Genomic DNA, 23,183 nt, shown 5'->3' on the forward strand with positions numbered 1-23,183 from the left:
CGTGATTGTGCTGGTTTGGGGACCGTTTCGAGCCTCGGATGTCGGTGGTCTTCCGTAGAGTTTCGAACATGCATTCGAACCGTTCCGAGATCGGCACTGGCGTTGATGTTGCGGCGCGGGACCTGGCCGACCGGTTCGCGGAGGCGTCCAGGGCGGTGGCGCGAGCGCAGGCCGCGCAGGCACGGGTGTTGGCGGATGCGGCGGATCTCGGGATGCGGCGGGTTGCGGAACTCGTGTCGACCTCCTCGCGTGAGGCGGAGCTGCCGTTCCGTGCGTTGGCGGCTGAGTTGGGTGTTGCGGCGAACATGTCCGATCGGACGGTGCAGCGTCGGATGAACGATGCCGCGGTGTTGGAGGAGTCGTTCCCGGCGACGTTCGAGGCATGGGATGCGGGACGGGTCAGTGCGGGGCATGTTGCGGTGGTCCTGGAGCACGGTTTGCCACTGACCGACACGCAAGCGCGTGCGGAGTTCGAGGTTCAGGCTGTGGCCCGGGCGGAGGAGACCACACCCGGCAGGCTCGGGACGGCCCTGGCACGAATCGCGGAAGCGTTGCAGCCGCGGACGTTGACCGAACGGCACCGGGAAGCTCGGGCGTCGCGGGGGGCGTGTGTGCGGGACATCGGCGACGGGATGGCCGAGTTCAGCACCATCCAACCCGCGGTGCTGGCGCACGCGATGCACGACCGCATCACCCAGCAAGCGCAGGCGATCAAGAAGGCCGACCCCACGGACACCCGCACCCTGGATCAGATCCGCGCGGACCTCGTCGCGGACATTCTCCTCACCACCACCCCGACCGTCGAAACCGGTGCCGGCATGTCGGACGGGTTCGGCGGTTTGGGGGCGATTCGGGGCATCGTGAACGTCACCGTGCCCGCGCTAGCACTCGCTGGCGTGACCGACGAGCCGGGCGAGCTCGTGGGCCGGTGCCCGATCGACCCCGCGACCGCCCGCGCGTTGGCTGGCCACGCCACCGGATGGGACCGAGTCCTCGCCGATCCCATCACCGGATGCGTCCTCGCCGTCGACCGATACACACCCTCCGCGGACATGAAACGGTTCCTGCGAGCCCGGGACCAGCACTGCCGTTTCCCCGGGTGCCGGCAAACGGCGCACCGGTGCGACCGAGACCACACCCTCGACTACGCGTTGGGTGGCGAAACCAGCACCTGCAACCTGGCGTGCCTGTGCAAGAGACACCACACGTTGAAGGGCGAAACGGGCTGGACGGTCCGGCAACTCGGCGGCGGAATCCTCGAATGGACATCCCCCGGCGGCCACGTCTACATCGACAAACCACCACCCGCCGTCCACTTCACCCCGAACACCGAACCCCCGCCCTTCTGAGAAGGGGATGTTCGGCCGCTGAGACGCGGAAGCTCGGCCGCGGAAGGTTCTAGGCGTCCGCGAGACGGATACGAGCCAAACGCCGCCGAGCGCCCCGTTACCGGGTGAGAGAGCCGACGGGGATCCCGTCCGCGCCTGTTGCATCACGCGTGTCGAGACGCAGGCCGGGAACGAGCGCGAAAATGGCGATGCCCGCCGCCAGCACGAACACCGCGGGAAACTCCCACCCCGTGCCTGACAGGCCCGTGAATACGAGGCCCATCACGGCGATCGTCACGGCGGCGCCCGTGGAATCCGAGATCGACAACGCCGAAGAGTTGAATCCCTGGTTCCGCGGCGTCGAATAGGCCAGCGTCAGGACGGTCAACCGCGAATAGATCAAGCCGACGCCGGCGCCCGAGAACGTCCACCCGGCGATCAGGATCGCGGGATGCGCGACCGTCACGGCGCAGACCGCCGCCGTCAGCGTTGCGATCGTCAGCAGGGTGCAGCCGATGATCACGATCCGCCGATTGCCGATGCGATCGCCGTAACGTCCCTGGATGTCCGCGCTGGTCGCCCACGCGAGGGCAGCGGTCGTGAGACCGAGACCCGCCCACGTCGGCGAGAACCCGTACCGGTCGATCATGAGATACGGGACGTACACCTCCGCCCCGAACAGCGCGCCCGCGATCAAGCCGCGAAGCAGGATCACGCTCGGCAGGCCGCGACCGACCCGCAGCGTGCGGGAGGGAAGAAGCGGTCGCGCCGCAAACCCGATCAGCACCGCCGCCGCGACCGCGACAACGGGGCTCGCGGCACCGAATCCCCCAGACATCCCGAGCAGAAGAACCGCGGCGGCGACCACCACCGCGAGCCCTAGGCGCCCCCAGAACCCGCTGCCGGCGGGCTGCGATGTCCGCATGTCCAAACGGTGCAGCCGAACGGCCACCGCGGTGAACGCCACGACCGTCAGCACAGCCACTCCGAAGAAGACCCACCGCCAGTGCAGATGCTCGGTGACGGCGCCCGCCGCGAGCGGCCCGATTAGAGACGGTACGACCCACGCCGCCGCGAACGCCGCGAAAACCCGCCCGTGGATGGCGGAGGGATAGATACGCGCGACGACGACGTAGAGCGCCACCGTCTGGCCGCCGGTGCCGAGGCCCTGCAGCAGCCGACCAACGACGAGCATCGGCATGTTCGGCGCGATCCCCGCCACGACCAACCCCATCAGGAACAGCGCGATCGACGCGTAGAGGGCGGCCTTCGGCCCGGATCGATCCGACCACGCTCCCGTCACGACCATTCCGATGACACCGGTCGCGAGCGTCCCCGCGAACGCCAGTGCGTAGAGAGAATCGCCGTTCAGCTCGTCGCTGATGATCGGCATCACCGTCGTCATCGCGAGGGACTGGGTCGCCGCCAGAAAGATGAGCGAGACGGCACCGAGGGTGACCCAGATCAGACGCGCATCCCAGATCGACGTGGGCTCGCTGGTGGGGGACGACGCGCGGACGGAGCCGCTCACCGCTCGATCAGAGCCCCGATCCGCTGAACGGCTTCGGTGAGCACCTCGGGCGAGCAGCCGATGTTGAGGCGCACGTGTCCCCTGCCCTCAACCCCGAATGCCGGCCCGTAGTGCAGCGCGACTTTCGCGTCGCGCAGGATCCTCACCCCGGGGTTATCGCCCCACCCGACATCCGACAGATCGACCCACGCCAGGTAGCCGGCGTCGGGCTCGTCGTAGCGCGCCCCGGGCACGTGCTCGCTCAAGAGCTCCCCCAGCAGCCGTCGGTTGCGATCGACCGCGGCGAGCATGCTGTCCAGCCACGCATCGCTCTCCGGCGAGAACGCAGCGACACCCGCAAGAGCGCCGAAGAGACCCGTCCGCCACTCGACCTCGGCGGGCAGATTCCGCACGACCTCGAAGCGCTCGGCATCGGTCGCGATCATGAGCGCGCACTTCAGCCCCGCAAGGTTGAACGCCTTGCTTGCGCTCGTGATGACGTAGCCGACGCGGGCGGCGGCAGGAGATGCGTCCAGAAACGGCGTGAACGTGACCCCCGGTTGCGCGAGCGGAGCGTGGATCTCATCGCTCACCACCACGGCACCGGCTGCCTCGGCGATCTCGGCCAGACGAGCGAGGGCCTCTCGGGAATGAACCGTCCCGGTCGGGTTGTGCGGGTTGCAGAGCAGCACCGCACGCGCTCCTCCGCGCAGCGCCGTCTCGATGCCGTCGAGGTCCAACTCGAACCCGGACTCTCGCCGCAGCAGCGGAACGCGCTCGACGACGCCTCCCGCCTCGGGAATCGCCTCATAGAACGGCGGGTACACCGGCGGCGTCACGACGACGCGGTCCCCGGGAGCGATCGAGCGTCGCAGAATCTCGACCACGCCCATGATCACATCGCCGGTCGAGCGGATGGCCTCGGGTGAGACATCCCATCCGAACCGACGCGCGGCGAAGCCCGCATACGCCTCGCGAACGCCCGAAGCGGGCGAGGTGTAGCCGGTGTCACCGAGCTCTAGCGCACGCGAAAGCGCGGCGGTGATCGCGGGCGCCAACGGAAAGTCCGTCTCGGCGACGAACATCGGGAGAACGTCCGCCGGGTAGCGACGCCACTTGACGCTCGAGCGCTCGCGCAGCTTGTCGAGGGGCAGCGCTTCCAAGGGGACGACGGTCACCTTGCGAGCTTATCGACGCCGCGAGAGCGGAGCGTCGATCGTCACGATCAGATCGAGAAGCCGAGTGCCCGCATCATGTCGCGGCCGTCGTCGGTGATCTTCTCGGGACCCCACGGCGGCATCCACACCCAGTTGATGCGGAACCGCTCGACGACGTCGTCCAGGGCCTGTGCCGTCTGCTCTTCGAGCACATCGGTCAGCGGGCATCCGGCGCTCGTCAGCGTCATGTGGATCACCAGGGCGTCGTTCTCGTCGTCCCAGCCGAGGTCGTAGATCAGTCCGAGGTCGACGACATTGATCCCCAGTTCGGGATCCATGACGTCCTTGAGCGCCTCGGAGACCTCGTCGTACTTCTCAGGAGCGAGCGTCGCGGTCATGGTTATATCCTAAGCGCCGGCGGGTGCGGCGGGCTCGGAAGCCGTGTCGAGGAACCGGTCATAACCTTCGTTCTCGAGGCGGTCCGCGAGCTCGGGGCCCCCCTCTTCGACGATGCGCCCGGCGACCATCACATGCACGAAGTCCGGCGCGATGTAGCGGAGGATGCGCGTGTAGTGCGTGATCAGGAGGACGCCCAGGTCGGTCTCGGCCTTGGCGCGGTTGACACCCTCGGACACGATCTTGAGCGCATCGACGTCGAGGCCGGAGTCGGTCTCGTCGAGCACTGCGATGCGGGGCTTCAGCAGCTCGAGCTGCAGGATCTCGTGACGCTTCTTCTCGCCGCCCGAGAAGCCCTCGTTGACGTTGCGCTCGGCGAACTTCGGGTCCATGCGCAGGTTCTTCATCGACACGCGGATGTCCTTGACCCAGTTGCGGATCGAGGGCGCCTCACCGTCGATCGCGGTCTTCGCGGTACGCAGGAAGTTGCTGACGGTGACTCCGGGGATTTCGACCGGGTACTGCATCGCGAGGAACAGACCCGCCCGCGCGCGCTCGTCGACGGTCATCGCGAGGACGTCCTCGCCGTCGAGCGTGATCGACCCCGAGGTGACGGTGTACTTCGGGTGACCGGCGATCGTGTACGCCAGGGTCGACTTCCCGGAGCCGTTGGGGCCCATGATCGCGTGGGTCTCGCCCGTGCGGATGGTGAGGGTGACGCCGTTCAGGATGGGCGTGACGCCGGCATCCGTGTCGACGGTGACGTGCAGGTCGCGAACTTCGAGGACAGACATGTAAAGGGGTTCCTAACGGACTCGGCCGGTCAGACGGCCACGGTGGAAGCGGGATCGATGAGGACGTCGTCACCGTCGATCTGGACGACGAAGACGGGTACCGGCTCGTAGGCCGGAAGGTTGAGGGGGCGGCCGGTGCGCAACGAGAACGCCGAGCCGTGGGCCCAACACTCGAGCGTCTCGCCCTCGACGAATCCGTCGGAGAGCGAGATGTCTCCGTGCGTGCAGACATCGCCGATAGCGTGGACGTCGCCGTTGCCGTCGAGCACGACGGCGATCGCGACGCCGTCGAGTTCGACGCGCTTGGCCGTGTCCTGCTCGAGCTCGCTCAGAGCGCAGGCGCGCTGCAGGGTCACGCGATGCCCTCGGCGAGCTCCGCCTCGATCGCGGCGGTGAGTTCTGCCTCGAGGTCCGGCACACGAAGTTTCTGGACGATCTCGGCGAGGAACCCGATGACGACGAGGCGACGAGCCTCGTCCTCGCTGATGCCCCGCGCCTGGAGGTAGAAGAGCTGCTCGTCGTCGAACCGTCCGGTCGCGCTCGCGTGCCCGGCGCCCTGGATGTCGCCGGTCTCGATCTCGAGGTTCGGGATCGAGTCGGCGCGGGCACCCTCGGTGAGCACCAGGTTGCGGTTGGCCTCGTAGGAGTCGGTGCCCGTGGCATCCGGTCCGATCAGCACGTCGCCGATCCAGACCGACCGCGCACCGACGCCCTGCAGCGCGCCCTTGTAAAGCACGTCCGCTCGCGTCTGGGGACCGCGGTGGTGGACGTAGACCTGGCTCTCGAGGTGCTGGCCGGCGTCGGCGAACGACAGGCCGTAGACCTCGCCCTCCGAGCCGGCGCCCGCGAGGTCCACCGACGGGTTGACGCGCACGACGCCGCCGCCGAAGCTGACGACCGAGTGACGCAGGCTGCCATCGCGCTCGACGCGCGCCTGGTGCGCCGCGGCGTGCACGGCATCGTCGTCCCAACGGTGGACGGAGACGACGTTCAGGCGGGCACCCGGACGAACGATGATCTCGACGTTCTGAGCGAACGCAGCGGATCCCTCGTGGCGCAGGATGACTGTGGCGCTGGAGTTCTCGCGCGCTTCGATCACGACATGGGCGTGGGCGCGGAGGGATGCGGCCGCGCCGATGAACTCCACAACGACGGGCTCGTCGAGCTCCTCGTTCGCGGGCACGGCAATGTACAGCGCCTCGGCGGAGCGTGACCAGGCGATGGCGCTCGGAAGGTCCTCGGGTTCGAAAACCTCACCACGGGGCGCCTGTCCCACGGTCAGGCCTGCCGCCGCGAGAGGGCCCGTCACCGAGATGCCAACGGCACCCTCGTCACCCGCGACATCGTCGAAGAGCGGGGCGAGGCGCGCGACGGGCGTCTGCTTCCAGTTGACCTCGCGGCCGGTGGGCCGAGCGAAGTCCGCGGGAACGAACGAACGGAGACGCGCGGAGCGCGTCTGGACGGGGATGGTGCGCGCAGTCGTCTGCCCCCATCCTCCGTCGGTGTGGGGCACGTTTCCGGGCACCTGGCGGGGGGTGGTCGTTGTCGTCGTCACTCGCCGACTCGTCCTTTCATCGTCGGTCGAAGAATCATCCGACGCTTCCTTCCATGCCCATCTCGATCAGCTTGTTCAGCTCGAGGGCATACTCCATGGGCAATTCGCGGGCGATCGGCTCGATGAATCCGCGCACGATCATCGCCATCGCCTCGTCCTCGGCCATGCCGCGCGACTGCAGGTAGAACAGCTGCTCTTCGCTGACCTTCGAGACGGTCGCCTCGTGTCCGAGTTGGACGTCATCCACGCGGATGTCGATGGCCGGGTAGGTGTCGCTGCGCGAGATCGTATCGATCAGCAGCGCATCACAGCGGACCGTGTTCGCCGAGTGGTGCGCATTCGCATCCACGCGGACCTCACCGCGGTATCCGGCACGTCCACCGCCGCGAGCGATCGACTTCGAGACGATCGACGACTGCGTGTACGGCGCCATGTGGATCATCTTGGCGCCGGCGTCCTGGTGCTGACCGGGACCGGCGAACGCGACCGACAGCGTCTCGCCCTTCGCGTGCTCGCCCATCAGATAGACAGCCGGGTACTTCATCGTCACCTTGGAGCCGATGTTGCCGTCGATCCACTCCATCGTCGCCCCCTCGTGCGCGACCGCACGCTTGGTGACGAGGTTGTAGACGTTGTTCGACCAGTTCTGGATCGTCGTGTACCGAACGCGGGCGTTCTTCTTCACGATAATCTCGACCACGGCCGAGTGCAGCGAATCACTCTTGTAGATCGGGGCGGTGCAGCCCTCGATGTAGTGGATGTAGCTGTCTTCGTCGGCGATGATCAGGGTCCGCTCGAACTGACCCATGTTCTCGGTGTTGATGCGGAAGTACGCCTGCAGGGGGATCTCGACGTGGACGCCCTTGGGCACGTACACGAACGACCCGCCCGACCATACGGCGGTGTTCAGGGCTGCGAACTTGTTGTCACCCGAGGGTATGACGGTGCCGAAGTACTCCTCGAAAATCTCGGGGTGCTCGCGGAGCGCGGTGTCGGTGTCCATGAAGATGACACCCTGCTGCTCGAGGTCCTCGCGGATCTGGTGATACACGACCTCGGACTCGTACTGGGCGGCGACACCGGAGACGAGGCGCTGGCGCTCCGCCTCGGGGATTCCGAGCCGCTCGTACGTGTTGCGGATGTCTTCGGGAAGGTCTTCCCAGGACTGCGCCTGCTTCTCGGTGGACCGCACGAAGTACTTGATGTTGTCGAAGTCGATGTCGCTGAGGTCAGCGCCGAACGTCGGCATGGGTTTGCGACCGAAGAGCTCGAGCGCCTTCAGACGGCGCTGCAGCATCCATTCGGGCTCAGCCTTCAAAGCCGAGATGTCACGAACCGTCGCTTCGCTGAGGCCGCGCTTGGCGGCAGCCCCCGCAGCGTCCTTGTCGTGCCAGCCGAATTCGTAGACTCCGAGCCCCGCTAGTTCGGGGCGATCGATCAGGACATCAGACATGGTCACACTCTCCTCTTGGCCGCAACGGTTTCATCCGCCCCGGCGATCCATCCGTTCTCTGTGTGCGAGAAAGGAGTCCGCCGCTTCCGGGCCAGGCTCAGGGGCACACGGTTCGCGCGCCTAAACTGTTGACAGTGCGTCGAGTGCTTTCGCACGCGCGCCGCAACCCCTCGATTCTACAGGGTCGCCCCGTCCAGCGGGCCGACCATTGCCCGCGCCCGACCCGACGCGGGACCGCTCAGGAGGCGATCCGCTTGTCGCAGGAACCCGGACCCGCGCAGAAGCTCTGGCGGATACTCCCGTCGAGCATCGATCGTCGCGTCATCTTCGCGGCTTGGGCCACGTTCGTCGTCCAGGTCGCGATCGTCGGTACCGGCGGACTCGTCCGGCTCACGGCTTCGGGACTCGGATGCCCGACCTGGCCGCGATGCACGCCCGAATCCTTCATCAATACGCCGGAGATGGGCATTCACGGGGTCATCGAGTTCGGCAATCGCCTGCTCACGTTCGTGCTCGTCGCCGTCGCCATCATCACGTTCCTCTTCGTCGTGCGTATGCGGCGCACTCGCCCCGATCTGTTCTGGCTCGCACTGATCATCGGCCTGTATGTGCCGATCCAGGCGGTCATCGGTGGAATCACCGTGTTGACGAACCTCAACCCGTACGTCGTCGGCCTGCACTACTTCGCGTCGGTCGTGCTCGTGGCGTTCGCCACGGTGTTCGTCGTCCGGGTCTACTCCACGCCCGGACCGCGCGTGCCTGCGGCGCCTCGCGGACTCGCCATCCTCGCGCATCTCACGTCGGTCGCCGTGGTGATCACCGTCATCGTCGGGATCCTCGTGACCGGCGCGGGCCCCCACGCCGGAGATGCGGGTGCCGCGCGGAACGGGCTCGACCCCGAACTCATGCAGCACCTCCACTCGTGGCCCGCCTACGCGACACTCGCCCTGACGCTCGCTCTGCTCGTCGGTGGCTGGCGCCTTCCCCTCCGACGCTGGGTGCTACTGCTGCTGGGCGTCGAGGCGGTGCAGATCGCCGTCGGACTCTGGCAGGCACGCACGGGGCTCCCCATCGTGCTGGTCAACATCCACATGGTGCTCGCGGTCTTGCTCGTCGCGGCGATGACGGCAGTCGTCATGCATCTGAAGGTGCCGACGACCGCAATACGCGCGGAGCGGGACGAGTCCGCGGCACCAGCATCCGTACCCACTTCGTAGACAAGTTCGGGCGCCGGATCGGTTCCCCCCACAGCGAACCCATAGGGTTCGGATAGGCCGCGCACTAACGGGACAGGAAGAGTCTCTGCGTCGGCGGTGTACGCCGTCCCACGAACAAGGAGAACTTATGACCGCCCGTCCCCGCCTCGTCCGCAGCGTTCCCTATTGGGTCCTCGTCGTCGGCTCCGTAGCAGCCGGTGGTGTCGGCCTGTGGCTCACGCTCGACAAGCTCGGCGTGATGACAGACACGATCCTCGACGGAAGCGCCACCGGTGTCGAGGTCTATGTGGGTCAGTCGTGGGCCGTCCTCGGCTCCATCCTGATCGGCGCCGGTCTGATCGGACTGGCGTTCGCCCTCACCCTCGCGGCTGGCGCGTCCCTCGTGAAGCGTGCCGAGCCCGTCGTGGTGGTGGCCGACTCGTTCGATGACGCGGACGACATCGATGACGACCCCCAGGACGACTTCGAACCCGCCACCGCGGAAGGCGTGACCGCCGACGAGGCCGCCCTGGACGCCGATGTCGCCACAGCAGCCGACGAAGAGGTCCCGCCCGCCAAGAGCTGAGCGTTCCACGCCACCCCTCGTTGGGCGTCGGTAATTCGGCCGGCGTCGGAGCGGAGGAGCGGAGGAGCTTCCCTGCCCCGACCTCGGCCGAATCTCCGGCGCCCGCGACAACCTACGCGGCGAGATGGAGCCCGGCCGCGACGGCCCGCGCGATCATGTCCTGGACTGTCGGCCAATCGTCGATGATCTGTTCGTAGGACAGACGAATGACGTGGTACCCCGCAGCCATGAGGGCCGCATCGTGGGCAATGTCGCTCGTCCGCTGCGATCCCACATGGTGTCCCCCGTCGATCTGCACGACGAGCCGCTCGCCGATGAGAAAGTCGACGCGGTGGCCCAGTATCCAGATCTGCGGCAAGATCCTGACCCGCAACCATCGCAGCCGTATCGAGAACAGCGTCTCGAGGCCAGAATCCGCGAAGGGAACGGCGCGCTCGAGAATCCGCCGCGCACGTCGAGGGAGCGGCAGCCTCATCAGTGCGGCCCGTTCAACGAGGCCCTGACGCAGCGCTGACTCCCAGATCGTCATCGCTGCCTCGTGCGGCTGGCACGCCGCGACGAGCGCGAGGACATTCTCGACCGGATCGACGAGTGCGTCAGGATGCCTGGGCACAACCGCATCCGCCCAATGCACCACGATTCCGTCCGGCGTGCCCCCTCGGCCATGCGGTGAAACCGCAACGTGATACTCGGGCTCGCGCAGAACCCAGAGCCCGAGTCGGCGAGCTTGGGTGATGCACGACAGGACGACTCCATCCCGGGCCGCAGAAACGAGCTCACGATCGGCTCCTGGGAGGGCGACCCACACCCTGCGGACCCGCACGAGGAGCCCCTGCGCGACGGCTTGCGCAATCACATACGGCGAGAAGCCGTCGTGCTGCAGCGTCATCGAGCGCGCCACTCCCCCGCACTTTCGGACCGCGTCGAGAAGGTCGACCGTCGCTGCCGTAGCCCGGGAATTCTGCACCGTCATGCCGGAAAGCATGCGACGAACGAGATCACTGCAGTGCTGCATCCGCCCAGATTGTGAACTGAGCGTCTCTTCAGCAGCCTGTGGACGACGAACCGACCTCGTCCAGCGTCGGAGATCCGGCGACAGTCGGAGAAATGCGACCGAGACGGTCCGACGCCGACCGGATATCCGACGCTCGGCGTTTCAGGCTAGAACGGCAGCAGCGGGTCGACCGCAATCGCCACGAACAGCAACGTCAGGTACGTGATGGATGCGTGGAAGACACGCATCGGCGCCGGCTCGGTACCGCGCACGGCACGGTTGTAGAGCCGGTGCGATTCGTAGATGAACCAACCGCCAAAAACGAGAGCGGATGCCGTGTAGACGATCCCCATCTCGGCGACCGGGATGAGCAGCAACGAGCATGCGACGGTCGCCCACGCGTACAGGATGACCTGCAGCCCGACCTGCGCACCGCTTCGGGTCGCCCCGAGCATCGGAACGTCGACCTCTTCGTACTGCGCCTTGTACTTCATCGACAGCGGCCAGTAATGCGGAGGCGTCCAAAGGAAGACGAGCGCGAACAGGATGAGCGGGGTCCATGTCAGCGAACCCGTGACAGCCGACCAGCCGATCACGACCGGGAAGCACCCCGCGATGCCGCCCCAGACGATGTTCTGCTCGGTGCGGCGCTTGAGGATCATCGTGTAGATCACGACGTAGAAGAAGATGGCCGTCGCCGACAGGATCGCCGCCAGGGCGTTCGTCGTCAGCCAGAGCCAGAGCGTCGAGAACACCCCGAGCGACCACGCGAAGATCAGCGCACCCCGCGGCGAGACCTCGCCGGTCACCAGAGGTCGGTTCACCGTCCGCTGCATGTGCGCGTCGATGTCGCGATCGAGGTACATGTTGAAAGCCGCAGCAGACCCCGCACTGAGCGAGCCGCCGATGACGGTGGCGAGCACCAGCCACAGGTTGGGTAGCCCGTTCTGGGCCAGGATCATGACCGGCACGGTCGTGACGAGCAACAGCTCGAGAACACGGGGCTTCGTCAGGGCGACATAGGCACGCAGCGTGCGTCCGAAAGACCGCGGAACAGCGGACACCGGGGATGATTCGGATGCCGGGGCGTCAGGCGTCCTCGTAGTGTCCATCGCTCCCCGCTCGGCGCTCGCAAATACACCTCAAGTCTATGGCATTGCTTCGCACCCCCTCCCCGCCGACTGGCACCGGTAACACACCGGGTCATACGAACAGCCGCGCGAGGATGCCCCTTCGCTATGCTGGAAAGACATGACATGCGCCCTCGCGCCCTCCCCCGTGAACACCACCGAAAAACGATTCGGCGTGTGCCCGAGAGGCGGCAGAGGCGCTCTCTACGACGAAGGGCGGTCCGGTGTCGGAACTGCGTTGGGACGAGATCGACAAGCAGGCCGTGGACACCGTCCGCGTGCTTGCGGCAGATGCGGTCGAGAAGGTGGGCAACGGTCATCCGGGAACCGCGATGAGCCTCGCCCCCGCGGCGTATCTCCTCTACCAGCACGTGATGCGACACGACCCCGCCGACCCGCACTGGCTCGGACGCGACCGCTTCATCCTCTCGGCGGGTCACTCTTCGCTGACGCAGTACGTCCAGCTCTACCTCGGTGGGTTCGGCCTCGAACTCGATGACCTGAAGAGCCTGCGGACGTGGGGATCCCTCACCCCCGGTCACCCCGAGTACGGCCACACAGATGGTGTCGAGATGACCACGGGTCCCCTCGGTCAGGGCCTCGCATCCTCGGTGGGCTTCGCCTACGCAGCGCGTTACGAGCGTGGCCTGTTCGACCCCGAGGCACCCGCCGGCGAGAGCCCCTTCGACCACTTCGTCTACGTCATCGCTTCCGACGGAGACATCCAGGAGGGCGTCACGAGCGAGGCATCCTCACTCGCCGGTCACCAGGAACTCGGCAACCTCGTCGTCATCTACGACGCCAACCAGATCTCCATCGAGGACGACACCAACGTCGCCTTCACCGAAGACGTCGCCGCGCGCTACGAAGCCTACGGCTGGCACGTCCAGACGGTGGACTGGAAGAAGACCGGCGAGTACGTCGAGGACGTCGCCGAGCTCTACTCCGCGATCGAAGCCGCCAAGGGCGAGACATCGCGTCCGTCGCTGATCGTGCTGAAGACGATCATCGGCTGGCCGTCGCCCGGCAAGCAGAACACCGGCAAGATCCACGGATCCGCGCTCGGCCCGGACGAACTCGCTGCGACGAAGCGCGTCCTCGGGTGGGACCGGGAGCAGAGCTTCGTCGTTCCCGACGAGGTCATCGAGCGCACCCGCGCCCTCGCCGACCGCACCGCTCCCGAGAAGGCGCGCTGGCAGGAGGCGTTCGACGCATGGGCCGCGGCTCACCCCGACCGCAAAGCGCTGCTCGAGCGCATGTTGGCCCGCGAGCTGCCGGCCGACATCACCGACGCCCTGCCCGTCTTCGAAGCAGGCAAGGATGTCTCGACCCGCGCCGCATCCGGAACGGTCATCAACGCCCTCGCGGCCGAGCTGCCCGAATTCTGGGGCGGTTCCGCAGACCTCGCCGAGTCGAACCTCACCACGATCAAGGATGCGAAGTCCTTCATCCCCGAGAAGTGGTCGACGCACGAGTGGAGCGGCAACCCGTACGGCCGGGTCATGCACTTCGGCATCCGCGAGCACGCGATGGGCTCGATCATCAACGGCATCGTGCTGCACGGACCCACGCGTCCGTTCGGCGGCACGTTCCTGATCTTCAGCGACTACATGCGCCCGCCGGTCCGCCTGGCGGCGCTCATGAACATCCCGAGCCTGTTCGTGTGGACGCACGACTCGATCGCCCTCGGCGAAGACGGTCCGACGCACCAGCCGATCGAGCAGCTCGCAACCCTGCGTGCCGTGCCGAATTTCACGCTCGTTCGTCCCGCAGATGCCAACGAGACTGCCGCGGCATGGCTCGAACTGCTGCGTCGCCACGGCGGCCCGGCCGGTATCGCCCTGACCCGCCAGAACGTTCCGACGTTCGAGCGCGGTGATGGCGAGGCATCGGGTGACACGTTCGCCTCCACCGACGGTGTGGCGCGGGGCGCCTACATCCTCGCCGAGGCACCGAACGGCACGCCCGACGTGATCCTGATCGCGACGGGATCCGAGGTTCAGATCGCCGTCGCCGCCCGCGAGGCGCTCGCGACCGAGGGCATCAACGCCCGCGTCGTGTCGGCACCCTCGCTGGAGTGGTTCGACGAACAGGATGCGGCGTACCGTGCGCACGTCCTCCCGCCCGAGGTCACGGCACGTGTTTCGGTCGAGGCCGGTATCGCGCTGCCCTGGCGCAGCATCGTCGGCGACCGCGGTCGCTCGGTCTCGATCGAGCACTACGGCGCATCCGCCGATTACAAGACGTTGTACAAGAAGTTCGGCTTCACGGCCGAGGCTGTCATCCAGGCGGCACGCGAGACCATCGAGGAGAACTCATGACAACCCCCACCGCAGACCTCTCGGCAGCGGGCGTCAGCATCTGGCTCGACGACCTGTCGCGTCAGCGCATCACGACCGGCAACCTGCAGGAACTCATCGATACGCGGAACGTCGTCGGCGTGACGACGAACCCGACGATCTTCCAGGGTGCGATCTCGGCAGGCATCGGCTACGAAGAGGCGATCGACGCCCAGCGCGCGGCCGGCGCCACCGCCGATGAGACGATCTTCTCGCTCACGACGACCGACGTGCGCGACGCGTGCGACATCTTCCGCCCGATCTTCGACGCCACCAACGGCGTCGACGGCCGCGTGTCGATCGAGGTCTCGCCCGATCTCGCGCACGACACCGACGCGACCATCGCGCAGGCGAAAGAGCTGTCGGCCGCCGTCGACCGCCCGAACGCCCTCATCAAGATCCCGGCGACGAAGGCGGGCCTGCCCGCCATCACCGAGGTCATCGGATCGGGCATTTCGGTCAACGTCACGCTGATCTTCAGCCTCGAGCGGTACGCCGATGTCATCGACGCATACCTCGCAGGGCTCGAGAAGGCCCAGGCCGCCGGGATCGACCTCGCATCGATCGAGTCCGTCGCATCGTTCTTCGTCTCTCGCGTGGACACCGAGGTCGACAAGCGCCTCGGCGTCATCGGCACGGACGAGGCTCTCGCGCTCAAGTCGAAGGCCGGCATCGCCAACGCCCGTCTCGCGTTCGAGCTGTACGAGAAGAAGTTCGCATCGGATCGCGCCGCGGCGCTGCTCGAGGCGGGCGCTCACGCCCAGCGTCCGCTCTGGGCATCGACCGGTGTCAAGGATCCGAACCTGCCCGACACGCTCTACGTGACCGAGCTTGTCGCTCCCGGCACCGTCAACACGATGCCCGAGAAGACGCTTCAGGCGACCTTCGACCACGGCGCCGTCACCGGCGACACCATCACGACCAACTACGCCGACGCACACGCCGTCATCGACGGACTCGCGGCGGTCGGCATCGACATCGACGACGTGACCCAGGTGCTCGAGGATGAGGGCGTCGAGAAGTTCATCGCCTCGTGGCACGACCTGCAAGAGACCGTCACGAAAGCCCTCGCTGGGGCACCGGAGTCGGCACGATGAGCTTCGAGATCCACGTCTCGGGGGCCCCGAAAGAGGCCGTCGAGCGGGTCGTCCCGACCCTCATCGCCGACCTCGTGGCATCGGGGATCACGAGCGGTGACGCGAGCCTCTGGGGCCCCACCGCCGAGGCCGAGGCATCCAAGCGTCTCGGATGGGTGCAGGCCGTGACGGTCTCGCGTCCGCTCGTCGCCGAGATCGAGGCGCTCCGAGAAGACATGCTCGCCCGTGGTGTCGACCGCTTCGTTCTCGCCGGCATGGGCGGATCGTCGCTCGCCCCTGAGGTCATCACGCAGACGTCGGGCGTCCCGCTCGTCATCCTCGACTCCACCGCCCCGGGTCAGGTGCTCGCGGCGCTCGACGGCGATTCCGAGACTGGAGGGCTGGACCGCACGGCGCTGATCGTGTCGTCGAAGTCGGGCGGCACCGTCGAGACGGACTCCGCGCGTCGCACCTTCGAGGGCGCCTTCCGCGACCTGGGAATCGACCCGGTCGAGCGCATCGTCGTCGTGACCGACCCCGGCTCCCCTCTCGATGTCTCTGCGCGCGCGGCGGGGTACCGCGTCTTCAACGCCGATCCCACGGTCGGAGGCCGCTACTCGGCCCTGACGGCGTTCGGGCTCGTGCCCTCGGGTCTGGCCGGTGTCGACATCGGCGAGCTTCTCGACGAAGCCGACGCCACACTCCTCGAGGTCGCGATCGACAGCCCCGAGAACCCGGCCCTCGTGCTCGCCGCCGCCATCGCGGGAACCAACCCACGCCGCGACAAAATGGGCCTGATCAGCGACGGAACCCACATCGTGGGGCTGCCCGACTGGATCGAGCAGCTCGTCGCCGAGTCGACCGGCAAGCAGGGAACGGGCATCCTCCCCGTCGTGCTGTTGCCCGTGTCGCCCGAGCTCGACGAAGACCTGCCCGACCTGCAGATCGTCCGCCTGGTCGACGACGCGGAGCACTTCCACCTGTTCGAGCGTCACCCGGGAGAGGTCCTCGTCAGCGGTTCGCTCGGCGCGCAGTTCGTCGTGTGGGAGTACGCGACGGCGATCGCCGGCCGCCTGCTCGGCATCGACCCGTTCGACCAGCCTGACGTGGAGTCGGCAAAGATCGCCACGCGCGGTCTGCTCGAGGCACGTCCCGAGCCCACTCCCCCGGCGTTCGTCGTGGACGGCGTCGAGGTGCGCGTCAGCGACCCCGAGCTCGCCGCCTCCGGCACGATCGCCGGAGTCCTCGACGCACTGTGGTCGCGCTTGCCCGCGGACGGTTACGTCGCGGTTCAGGCCTACGTCGACCGCCTCGCGATCCCGCAGCTCTCAGGTCTGCGCGAACTCGTCGCGGCCGACTCGGGTCGTCCGACGACGTTCGGGTGGGGACCGCGATTCCTGCACTCCACGGGGCAGTTCCACAAGGGCGGGCCCGCCGTCGGCGTCTTCCTGCAGATCACCGAGCGCACGGATGTCGACCTCGAGATCCCGGGACTCCCGTTCACCTTCGGCCAGCTGATCGAGGCTCAGGCCTCGGGCGACGCATCCGTACTCGCAGACCACCAACGTCCCGTCGTGACGCTTACGCTCACCGATCCCACGGTCGAGGTCCTGGCGCTCTTCGAAGCCGCCCAGTAGAACCAGAGAGGCACACCCGTATGCCCATCGAGATCTCGCGCGGGCACAATCCGCTGCGCGACCCGGACGATCGTCGCCTCAACCGCATCGCGGGCCCGAGCGCGCTCGTCATCTTCGGAGTGACAGGCGACCTGTCGCGCAAGAAGCTCATGCCGGCGGTTTACGACCTTGCGAACCGCGGCCTCCTGCCCCCGGGGTTCGCGCTGGTCGGATTCGCGCGCCGGGACTGGGAGGACCAGGACTTCGCAAAGGTCGTCTACGACGCGGTCAAGCAGTACGCGCGCACACCTTTCCGCGAAGAGACCTGGCGCCAGCTTCTGCAGGGAATCCGATTCGTCTCGGGCGAGTTCGACGACGCAGAGGCCTTCAGCCGTCTGCGGGAGACGGTCGAACGCCTCGATGTCGAACGCGGCACGATGGGAAACCACGCCTACTACCTCTCGATCCCGCCGAAGGACTTCGCCATGGTGGCGAAGCAGCTCCGGGATTCGGGTCTTGTCAACGAGAACGCGGACGCGGACGACGCGTGGCGGCGTGTGGTGATCGAGAAGCCGTTCGGGCACGACCTCGCGTCGGCTCGGGCTCTGAACGCCGCGCTGGAAGTCGCCTTCCCGGCGGATTCGATCTTCCGCATCGACCACTACCTGGGTAAGGAGACGGTTCAGAACATCCTGGCGCTGCGTTTTGCGAACGAGCTGTTCGAGCCGCTCTGGAACAGCAACTACGTCGACCACGTTCAGATCACGATGGCTGAGGACATCGGCGTCGGGGGCCGCGCGGGCTACTACGACGGAATCGGTGCGGCACGCGACGTCATCCAGAACCATCTGCTGCAGCTGCTCGCGCTGACCGCCATGGAAGAGCCCATCTCTCTTTCGGCACACGACCTTCGCGCCGAGAAGGAGAAGGTCCTGGCCGCGGTGCAGCTTCCCGCGAACCTCGCCGAAGCGACGGCGCGAGGGCAGTACGCCGGCGGCTGGCAGGGTGGCGAGAAGGTCGCCGGGTTCCTCGAAGAGGATGGGATGGATGCGGCGTCGACGACCGAGACGTTCGCCGCCCTCAAACTCGAGATCGCCACGCGCCGGTGGTCGGGAGTCCCGTTCTACCTACGCACGGGGAAGCGGCTCGGCCGCCGCGTCACCGAGATCGCCGTCGTGTTCAAGAGGGCACCCCAGCACCTGTTCCTGCGCAGCCAGACCCTCGAGCTCGGACAGAATGCCCTCGTCATCCGCATTCAGCCGGACGAGGGCGTCACGATCCGCTTCGGCTCAAAGGTTCCGGGCGCCGGCACGCAGGTGCGCGACGTCACGATGGACTTCGGTTACGGACACGCCTTCACCGAGGCGAGCCCCGAAGCGTACGAACGTCTGATCCTCGATGTCCTTCTCGGCGAACCCCCGCTGTTCCCGAGGCACGAAGAAGTCGAACTCTCGTGGCGGATCCTCGACCCGGTCGAGGAATTCTGGGCCGCACAGGGCGGACCGCTCGAGCAGTACAGTCCCGGATCGTGGGGCCCGGCCTCTGCCGAGAAGCTGCTCGCCCGCGACGGACGAGTCTGGAGACGCCCATGATCATCGAAATGCCCGACACCACTGTCAGCCAGATCGCGAAGGCCCTCGTCAACGCGCGCGAGGAAGGCGGAGTGGTCGCGCTCGGCCGCGTGCTGACGCTCATCATCGCGACCCGGCACGGGCTCGAAGAAGATGCGATCGAGGCGGCGAACGACGCGTCGCGCGAGCACCCGATGCGCGTGATCGTCCTCCTGACGGACGACTCCGGAGAGCCGCGGGTGGACGCTCAGATCCGGGTCGGCGGCGACGCCGGCGCGAGCGAGGTCATCGTGCTTCGCGCCACCGGCGACGCGGCTTCGAACGAAGAGAGCCTCGTCACAGGTCTCCTGCTCCCCGACGCCCCTCTCGTGGTCTGGTGGCCCGATCAGCCGCCGCGAACCCCCTCCGAGTCGCCTTTGGGGCGAATGGCGCAACGCCGGATCACGGATGCATCGACCAGCCCCCGCGCCGCCGACCGCCTGTCCAACCTCGGTGAGAACCATGCGCCGGGCGACACGGATCTCGCGTGGACGCGCCTGACGCATTGGCGCGAGCAGCTCGCGGCCGTGCTGGACCAGCCGCCGTACACGCCGGTCACCTCGGCCATCGTCCGCGGTGCGAGCAGCTCGCCGTCGACGGCGCTCCTCGCCGCCTGGCTGCGTCTGAAGCTCGATGTCCCCGTGATGTGGGAGTACATGCCTCCCGAGGAATGGCAGGAGGGCATCAAGTCGGTGGCGCTCCAGCGCGAGAGCGGAGACATCCTGCTCGAGCGGTCCTCCCCTGCCATCGCGTGCCTGACGCAGGAAGGCCAGCCGCAGCACGACCTGGTGCTTCCGCGACGTACCCTGCGCGAATGCCTCGCGGAAGAGCTCCGTCGCCTCGATCCCGACCTGCTGTATGGTCGTGTGATCACCGAGGGCTGGGAGCTGTTGGACCCGCCCGTCAGCCGGGAGCCGCATGTCGACTGAGAACCTCACCGATCGTCGCGTCGTCGTCAGCGCTGACAGGGACACGGTCATGTCGGTCGTCGCGCGACGCATGGTCGAGAAGCTCACCGTCCTGAGTGTCGAGCGTCCCATCGTGCACGTGTCGCTCACGGGTGGACGTGCCGGTGTCGCCGTTCTTGCCGCGATCGCCGAGCAACCGGGCATGCGACTCGTGGACTGGTCGCGCGTGCATTTCTGGTGGAGCGACGAACGCTACGTACCCGAGTCCGACCCGGATCGGAACGCCCTGCAAGCACGTCAGGCGTTGCTCGGCCAGCTCGATGCGCCTGCCGAGAACATGCATGAGATTCTCGCGTCCGACCGCTCGGACTCCCCCGAGGCCGCCGCCGAAGCCTACGCGACAGAGCTTGCTCGCTTCTCGGCGTCGGATGACGCAGAAGCCGGCGCGTGGCCGAGCTTCGACATCTGTCTTCTCGGCGTCGGGCCGGACGCCCACATCGCGTCCCTTTTCCCCGACCGCCCGGAAATCGGAGTCACCGATCGGGCCGCCGTTGCCGTGCACGACTCACCCAAAGCGCCGCCGGTGCGGGTGACGCTGACGCGCCCCGTCCTCAACGCTTCGCAGCGCGTCTGGCTCGTCCTGACCGGGTCTGAGAAGGCCTCGGCGCTCGGACTGGCTCTCGCCGGCGCAAGCTACACGAGTGTGCCCGCCGCGGGGGCGAAGGGTCGGCACCGCACGCTGTTCTTCGTCGACGCCGATGCCGCCGCGGAAGTTCCCGCGGAACTCATCGACCCCGACTGAGAGATCTGAAGGGGTTCAGTCCAGGCCGCGACGCTCGCGCAGGGCACGAAGCGCATCGTCGAGAAGCGCGGCCGCCTCTTCGTCCGTACGACGCTCCTTCACATAGGCGAGGTGCGTCTTGTACGGCTCGGTCTTGGCCAGAGCCGGTGGGTTGGCCTTGTCACGGCCGGCCGGAAGACCAGAGTGCGGGCTGTCGATGGTGTCCGGAATCTCGTCCTCGGGCACTCCGGCGGCAAAGTAGCGAACCGTCTCATTTCCCAGGGCGTCCCAGTACGGAACGGCGACCCGCTCGGCGTGGTACCCGTGGTCCTGCTCACCCATGGGGCCAGCGCCCACTCGGGTGCCCCGGATCGCGTTGCCGCCTGTAGCCATGTCAGATCCCCTGGAACTTGGTGATGAGGCCGAGTGCGACGATCGCAACGAACCACGTCAAGGCGAGAACGATGGTGAATCGGTTGAGGTTTCGCTCCGCGAGGCCCGACGAGCCCAGGGAGGATGTCATACCGCCGCCGAACATGTCGGACAGCCCGCCACCGCGCCCCTTGTGCAGAAGGATCAACAGCGTGAGCAAGAGGCTCGTGATGCCGAGGATCACCTGCATCACGAATTCGATTATCTCCACCGGAAAAGCCTTTCGGAGCACCCGTCGGGAGGGCGCAAGTTCGTAAACAGCCAGTCGTCAAACAACGGCGTGCTCAAGTATAGGCGCGAGCCTAGACACCTACATGCTTCTGATAACGGATGATGGCCGCGAAGTCATCGACCTTCAGGCTCGCCCCTCCGACGAGAGCCCCGTCGACATCGGGCTCACGCATGAAACCCGCGATGTTGCCGGCCGCGACCGAACCGCCATACAGAATGCGTGTTGCCGCCGCCGCGTCGGCTCCGAGAGTCTCGGCGACCACGGCGCGCAGCTTCTCACAGACCTGCTGAGCCTGCTCGGGAGTAGCGGCCTGGCCCGAACCGATGGCCCACACCGGTTCGTACGCCACGACGACCTCGGTGCCGGTTGCGACATCCGTGAGGGCCGTCTTCAACTGCGCCACCGGGACGGCGCTGGCACCATGGGTCTCGAGATCCTCGGCGGTCTCGCCGACACAGATCACGGGGACAAGGCCGTGCTTGATGGCGGCCTTGACCTTGGCTGCGACGACATCATCACCCTCATCGTGGTACTGACGACGCTCGGAATGCCCGATTAGGACGTACCCGCAGTCGAGCTTCTTCAGGAACTGGCCCGAGATCTCACCGGTGTAGGCGCCCGAATCGTGGACCGAGAGGTCCTGCGCGCCGAGCGAGAACTCGATCTTGTCGGCCGAGATCAGCGTCTGCACACTTCGCAGGTCGGTGAAGGGCGGGAACACGGCGACCTCGACGGAGGTCGCGTCATGCTTGGCGTCCTTCAGAGCCCAATCAAGCTTCTGCACCAGCGCAATGGCCTGCTGGTAGTCGAGGTTCATCTTCCAGTTGCCGGCGATCAGCGGCGTACGCCCCTGGCGCGAGCCGCCCTGTGTCACTGTTCCCATCCGAGGACCTCCAGTCCGGGGAGCTTTTTACCCTCGAGGAATTCCAGGCTGGCTCCGCCGCCCGTCGAGATGTGGCCGAACTGATCGTCCGAGAATCCGAGCTGACGCACGGCAGCAGCGGAATCCCCGCCACCGACCACGCTCAGACCATCGACCTCGGTGAGGGCTTTCGCCACGGCCTTCGTTCCGGCGGCGAACGCCGGCATCTCGAAGACACCCATCGGGCCGTTCCAGAACACCGTCTTGCTCCCCCGAATGAGCTCGGCGAAACGAGCCGCGCTCTGAGGACCGATGTCGAGCCCCAGTCCGGAAGCACCGAAGGCCGTGTCCTCGATAGCATCGGCAGCGGTCACGACGTGCTCGGCGTCAGCACCGAACTTCGACGCGACGACGATGTCCGTGGGGAGCACCAGCTCGACGCCCGTGTCCTTCGCGGTCTGCACATAGTTGCGGACGGTGTCGAGTTGGTCGGCTTCGAGCAGACTCGAACCGACCTTCAATCCCTCCGCCGCGAGGAAGGTGAAGAGCATGCCGCCACCGACCAGAATGCGGTCGACGCGCGGAAGAAGGTGCGAGATGACGCCGAGCTTGTCGCTGACCTTCGATCCGCCAAGCACCACCGTGTAGGGACGCTCGGGCTTCTCCGTCAACCGGTCGAGGACATCCAGTTCCGTCTGGATGAGCAGACCTGCGGCGGATGGCACGAGCTCGGCGAGTTCGTAGACGCTCGCCTGCTTGCGGTGGACGACACCGAACCCGTCCGAGACGAGGGCGTCGCCGAGAGCTGCCAGGCGTTCCGCGAACGCGCGACGCTCCGCCGCATCCTTCGCCGTCTCGCCCGGCTCGAAGCGCAGGTTCTCGAGAACCGCGACATCGCCGTATTCCAGGGCCGCGACGGCCTCCCGCGCAGACTCCCCCACCGTGTCACGCGCAAACGCGACCGGCTTGGCGAGGAGTTCAGACAGGCGCTGCGCGACCGGCTCCAGGCTGTACTTCGGATCGGGCGTACCGTCGGGTCTACCGAGGTGCGAGCAGACAACGACGCGGGCGCCGCGCTGGATGAGGGCGTTCAGGGTCGGCAGCGACGCGCGCACGCGGCCATCGTCCGTGATCTTCCCGTCCCGCAGGGGGACGTTCAGATCACAGCGGACGATGACACGCGTGCCGGCGAGCGACCCCAGCGAATCGAGGGTGCGCAGGGGCATCG

Annotated in this window: 22 protein-coding genes; 9 read left to right on the forward strand and 13 right to left on the reverse strand. The window is 67.1% G+C overall.

Annotation, left to right across the window (positions count from 1 at the left end):
• Positions 1-68: 68 nt before the first annotated feature.
• On the forward strand, positions 69-1,349 hold the full coding sequence (locus ACIQ0W_RS03660; protein WP_396641483.1) for a DUF222 domain-containing protein: 1,281 nt from the start codon (positions 69-71) through the stop codon (positions 1,347-1,349).
• Positions 1,350-1,446: 97 nt separating this feature from the next.
• Here ACIQ0W_RS03660 and ACIQ0W_RS03665 read toward each other — a convergent pair whose 3' ends face one another.
• The 7 genes from ACIQ0W_RS03665 to sufB are packed head-to-tail and all read right to left on the reverse strand — an operon-like array spanning position 1,447 to position 8,193.
• Complete coding sequence (locus tag ACIQ0W_RS03665; RefSeq protein WP_396641484.1) at positions 1,447-2,859, reverse strand: MFS transporter; 1,413 nt, start codon at positions 2,857-2,859, stop codon at positions 1,447-1,449.
• The gene (locus ACIQ0W_RS03670; protein WP_396641485.1) at positions 2,856-4,016 is read right to left on the reverse strand and encodes a MalY/PatB family protein; all 1,161 of its coding nucleotides are present in this window, start codon (positions 4,014-4,016) and stop codon (positions 2,856-2,858) included. The genes ACIQ0W_RS03665 and ACIQ0W_RS03670 overlap by 4 nt, the downstream gene beginning before the upstream one ends.
• Positions 4,017-4,063: 47 nt before the next feature.
• Positions 4,064-4,393: a metal-sulfur cluster assembly factor gene (locus ACIQ0W_RS03675; RefSeq protein ID WP_036295934.1), complete on the reverse strand. Its 330-nt coding sequence runs from the start codon at positions 4,391-4,393 to the stop codon at positions 4,064-4,066.
• Positions 4,394-4,402: 9 nt separating this feature from the next.
• Positions 4,403-5,185, reverse strand: a complete 783-nt coding sequence (gene sufC, locus ACIQ0W_RS03680; RefSeq protein WP_396641486.1) for a Fe-S cluster assembly ATPase SufC — start codon at positions 5,183-5,185, stop codon at positions 4,403-4,405.
• A gap of 29 nt (positions 5,186-5,214) precedes the next feature.
• Positions 5,215-5,541 (reverse strand): non-heme iron oxygenase ferredoxin subunit, encoded by a 327-nt coding sequence (locus ACIQ0W_RS03685; protein ID WP_396641487.1) that lies wholly within the window; start codon positions 5,539-5,541, stop codon positions 5,215-5,217.
• Positions 5,538-6,740, reverse strand: coding sequence for a Fe-S cluster assembly protein SufD (gene sufD / locus ACIQ0W_RS03690; protein WP_396641488.1), 1,203 nt, complete (start codon positions 6,738-6,740; stop codon positions 5,538-5,540). The genes ACIQ0W_RS03685 and sufD overlap by 4 nt, the downstream gene beginning before the upstream one ends.
• A gap of 34 nt (positions 6,741-6,774) precedes the next feature.
• A complete protein-coding gene (sufB, locus tag ACIQ0W_RS03695) occupies positions 6,775-8,193 on the reverse strand; it encodes a Fe-S cluster assembly protein SufB (RefSeq protein WP_036295923.1) in 1,419 nt (472 codons plus the stop codon).
• Positions 8,194-8,447: 254 nt separating this feature from the next.
• On the opposite strand from sufB, the gene ACIQ0W_RS03700 reads away from it, so the two are divergent.
• Together ACIQ0W_RS03700 and ACIQ0W_RS03705 are read left to right on the forward strand one after the other, a co-directional pair.
• The gene (locus tag ACIQ0W_RS03700; RefSeq protein WP_396641489.1) at positions 8,448-9,410 is read left to right on the forward strand and encodes a heme A synthase; all 963 of its coding nucleotides are present in this window, start codon (positions 8,448-8,450) and stop codon (positions 9,408-9,410) included.
• A 127-nt stretch (positions 9,411-9,537) separates the two neighbouring features.
• A complete protein-coding gene (locus tag ACIQ0W_RS03705) occupies positions 9,538-9,975 on the forward strand; it encodes a dinucleotide-utilizing enzyme (protein ID WP_396641490.1) in 438 nt (145 codons plus the stop codon).
• 112 nt (positions 9,976-10,087) lie between these two features.
• On the opposite strand, the gene ACIQ0W_RS03710 is transcribed toward ACIQ0W_RS03705, so the two are convergent.
• A complete protein-coding gene (locus ACIQ0W_RS03710; protein ID WP_396641491.1) occupies positions 10,088-10,948 on the reverse strand; it encodes an endonuclease domain-containing protein in 861 nt (286 codons plus the stop codon).
• A gap of 188 nt (positions 10,949-11,136) precedes the next feature.
• Entirely contained in the window at positions 11,137-12,081 is a 945-nt protein-coding gene (locus tag ACIQ0W_RS03715) for a heme o synthase (protein ID WP_396641492.1), read from the reverse strand.
• Between the two features lie 242 nt (positions 12,082-12,323).
• Here ACIQ0W_RS03715 and tkt point away from each other — a divergent pair, with 242 nt between their 5' ends.
• The 6 genes from tkt to pgl are packed head-to-tail and all read left to right on the forward strand — an operon-like array spanning position 12,324 to position 20,450.
• Positions 12,324-14,420, forward strand: a complete 2,097-nt coding sequence (gene tkt / locus ACIQ0W_RS03720) for a transketolase (protein ID WP_396641493.1) — start codon at positions 12,324-12,326, stop codon at positions 14,418-14,420.
• Positions 14,417-15,535 (forward strand): transaldolase, encoded by a 1,119-nt coding sequence (tal, locus tag ACIQ0W_RS03725; protein WP_036295912.1) that lies wholly within the window; start codon positions 14,417-14,419, stop codon positions 15,533-15,535. Before tkt ends, tal begins: the two co-directional genes overlap by 4 nt.
• Complete coding sequence (locus ACIQ0W_RS03730; protein WP_396641494.1) at positions 15,532-17,151, forward strand: glucose-6-phosphate isomerase; 1,620 nt, start codon at positions 15,532-15,534, stop codon at positions 17,149-17,151. Before tal ends, ACIQ0W_RS03730 begins: the two co-directional genes overlap by 4 nt.
• 20 nt (positions 17,152-17,171) lie before the next feature.
• Positions 17,172-18,722: a glucose-6-phosphate dehydrogenase gene (gene zwf, locus ACIQ0W_RS03735; protein WP_036295906.1), complete on the forward strand. Its 1,551-nt coding sequence runs from the start codon at positions 17,172-17,174 to the stop codon at positions 18,720-18,722.
• Entirely contained in the window at positions 18,719-19,669 is a 951-nt protein-coding gene (locus ACIQ0W_RS03740; protein ID WP_100813091.1) for a glucose-6-phosphate dehydrogenase assembly protein OpcA, read from the forward strand. The genes zwf and ACIQ0W_RS03740 overlap by 4 nt, the downstream gene beginning before the upstream one ends.
• Positions 19,659-20,450: a 6-phosphogluconolactonase gene (gene pgl / locus ACIQ0W_RS03745; protein ID WP_036295902.1), complete on the forward strand. Its 792-nt coding sequence runs from the start codon at positions 19,659-19,661 to the stop codon at positions 20,448-20,450. Before ACIQ0W_RS03740 ends, pgl begins: the two co-directional genes overlap by 11 nt.
• A 15-nt stretch (positions 20,451-20,465) precedes the next feature.
• Here pgl and ACIQ0W_RS03750 read toward each other — a convergent pair whose 3' ends face one another.
• The 4 genes from ACIQ0W_RS03750 to ACIQ0W_RS03765 form a co-directional block, all read right to left on the reverse strand.
• Positions 20,466-20,822: an RNA polymerase-binding protein RbpA gene (locus tag ACIQ0W_RS03750; protein ID WP_036295899.1), complete on the reverse strand. Its 357-nt coding sequence runs from the start codon at positions 20,820-20,822 to the stop codon at positions 20,466-20,468.
• Position 20,823: 1 nt separating this feature from the next.
• Positions 20,824-21,072 (reverse strand): preprotein translocase subunit SecG, encoded by a 249-nt coding sequence (gene secG / locus ACIQ0W_RS03755; RefSeq protein ID WP_036295896.1) that lies wholly within the window; start codon positions 21,070-21,072, stop codon positions 20,824-20,826.
• A 91-nt stretch (positions 21,073-21,163) separates the two neighbouring features.
• Positions 21,164-21,976, reverse strand: coding sequence for a triose-phosphate isomerase (tpiA, locus tag ACIQ0W_RS03760; RefSeq protein ID WP_396641495.1), 813 nt, complete (start codon positions 21,974-21,976; stop codon positions 21,164-21,166).
• Entirely contained in the window at positions 21,964-23,181 is a 1,218-nt protein-coding gene (locus ACIQ0W_RS03765; protein WP_396641496.1) for a phosphoglycerate kinase, read from the reverse strand. Before ACIQ0W_RS03765 ends, tpiA begins: the two co-directional genes overlap by 13 nt.
• Positions 23,182-23,183 lie beyond the last annotated feature (2 nt).

It is taken from the genome of Microbacterium sp., from assembly GCF_044340635.1.
Classification (GTDB): Bacteria; Actinomycetota; Actinomycetes; order Actinomycetales; family Microbacteriaceae; genus Microbacterium.

What these genes read in the sequence shown, in the direction of transcription:
- ACIQ0W_RS03660 (WP_396641483.1), top strand. Translation starts at nt 69, where the DNA reads ATGCATTCGAACCGTTCCGAGATCGGCACTGGCGTTGATGTTGCGGCG.
- ACIQ0W_RS03675 (WP_036295934.1), bottom strand. Translation starts at nt 4,393, where the DNA reads ATGACCGCGACGCTCGCTCCTGAGAAGTACGACGAGGTCTCCGAGGCG.
- sufC (WP_396641486.1), bottom strand. Translation starts at nt 5,185, where the DNA reads ATGTCTGTCCTCGAAGTTCGCGACCTGCACGTCACCGTCGACACGGAT.
- sufB (WP_036295923.1), bottom strand. Translation starts at nt 8,193, where the DNA reads ATGTCTGATGTCCTGATCGATCGCCCCGAACTAGCGGGGCTCGGAGTC.
- ACIQ0W_RS03705 (WP_396641490.1), top strand. Translation starts at nt 9,538, where the DNA reads ATGACCGCCCGTCCCCGCCTCGTCCGCAGCGTTCCCTATTGGGTCCTC.
- ACIQ0W_RS03710 (WP_396641491.1), bottom strand. Translation starts at nt 10,948, where the DNA reads ATGACGGTGCAGAATTCCCGGGCTACGGCAGCGACGGTCGACCTTCTC.
- ACIQ0W_RS03715 (WP_396641492.1), bottom strand. Translation starts at nt 12,081, where the DNA reads ATGGACACTACGAGGACGCCTGACGCCCCGGCATCCGAATCATCCCCG.
- tal (WP_036295912.1), top strand. Translation starts at nt 14,417, where the DNA reads ATGACAACCCCCACCGCAGACCTCTCGGCAGCGGGCGTCAGCATCTGG.
- ACIQ0W_RS03730 (WP_396641494.1), top strand. Translation starts at nt 15,532, where the DNA reads ATGAGCTTCGAGATCCACGTCTCGGGGGCCCCGAAAGAGGCCGTCGAG.
- zwf (WP_036295906.1), top strand. Translation starts at nt 17,172, where the DNA reads ATGCCCATCGAGATCTCGCGCGGGCACAATCCGCTGCGCGACCCGGAC.
- ACIQ0W_RS03740 (WP_100813091.1), top strand. Translation starts at nt 18,719, where the DNA reads ATGATCATCGAAATGCCCGACACCACTGTCAGCCAGATCGCGAAGGCC.
- pgl (WP_036295902.1), top strand. Translation starts at nt 19,659, where the DNA reads ATGTCGACTGAGAACCTCACCGATCGTCGCGTCGTCGTCAGCGCTGAC.
- ACIQ0W_RS03750 (WP_036295899.1), bottom strand. Translation starts at nt 20,822, where the DNA reads ATGGCTACAGGCGGCAACGCGATCCGGGGCACCCGAGTGGGCGCTGGC.
- tpiA (WP_396641495.1), bottom strand. Translation starts at nt 21,976, where the DNA reads ATGGGAACAGTGACACAGGGCGGCTCGCGCCAGGGGCGTACGCCGCTG.
- ACIQ0W_RS03765 (WP_396641496.1), bottom strand. Translation starts at nt 23,181, where the DNA reads ATGCCCCTGCGCACCCTCGATTCGCTGGGGTCGCTCGCCGGCACGCGT.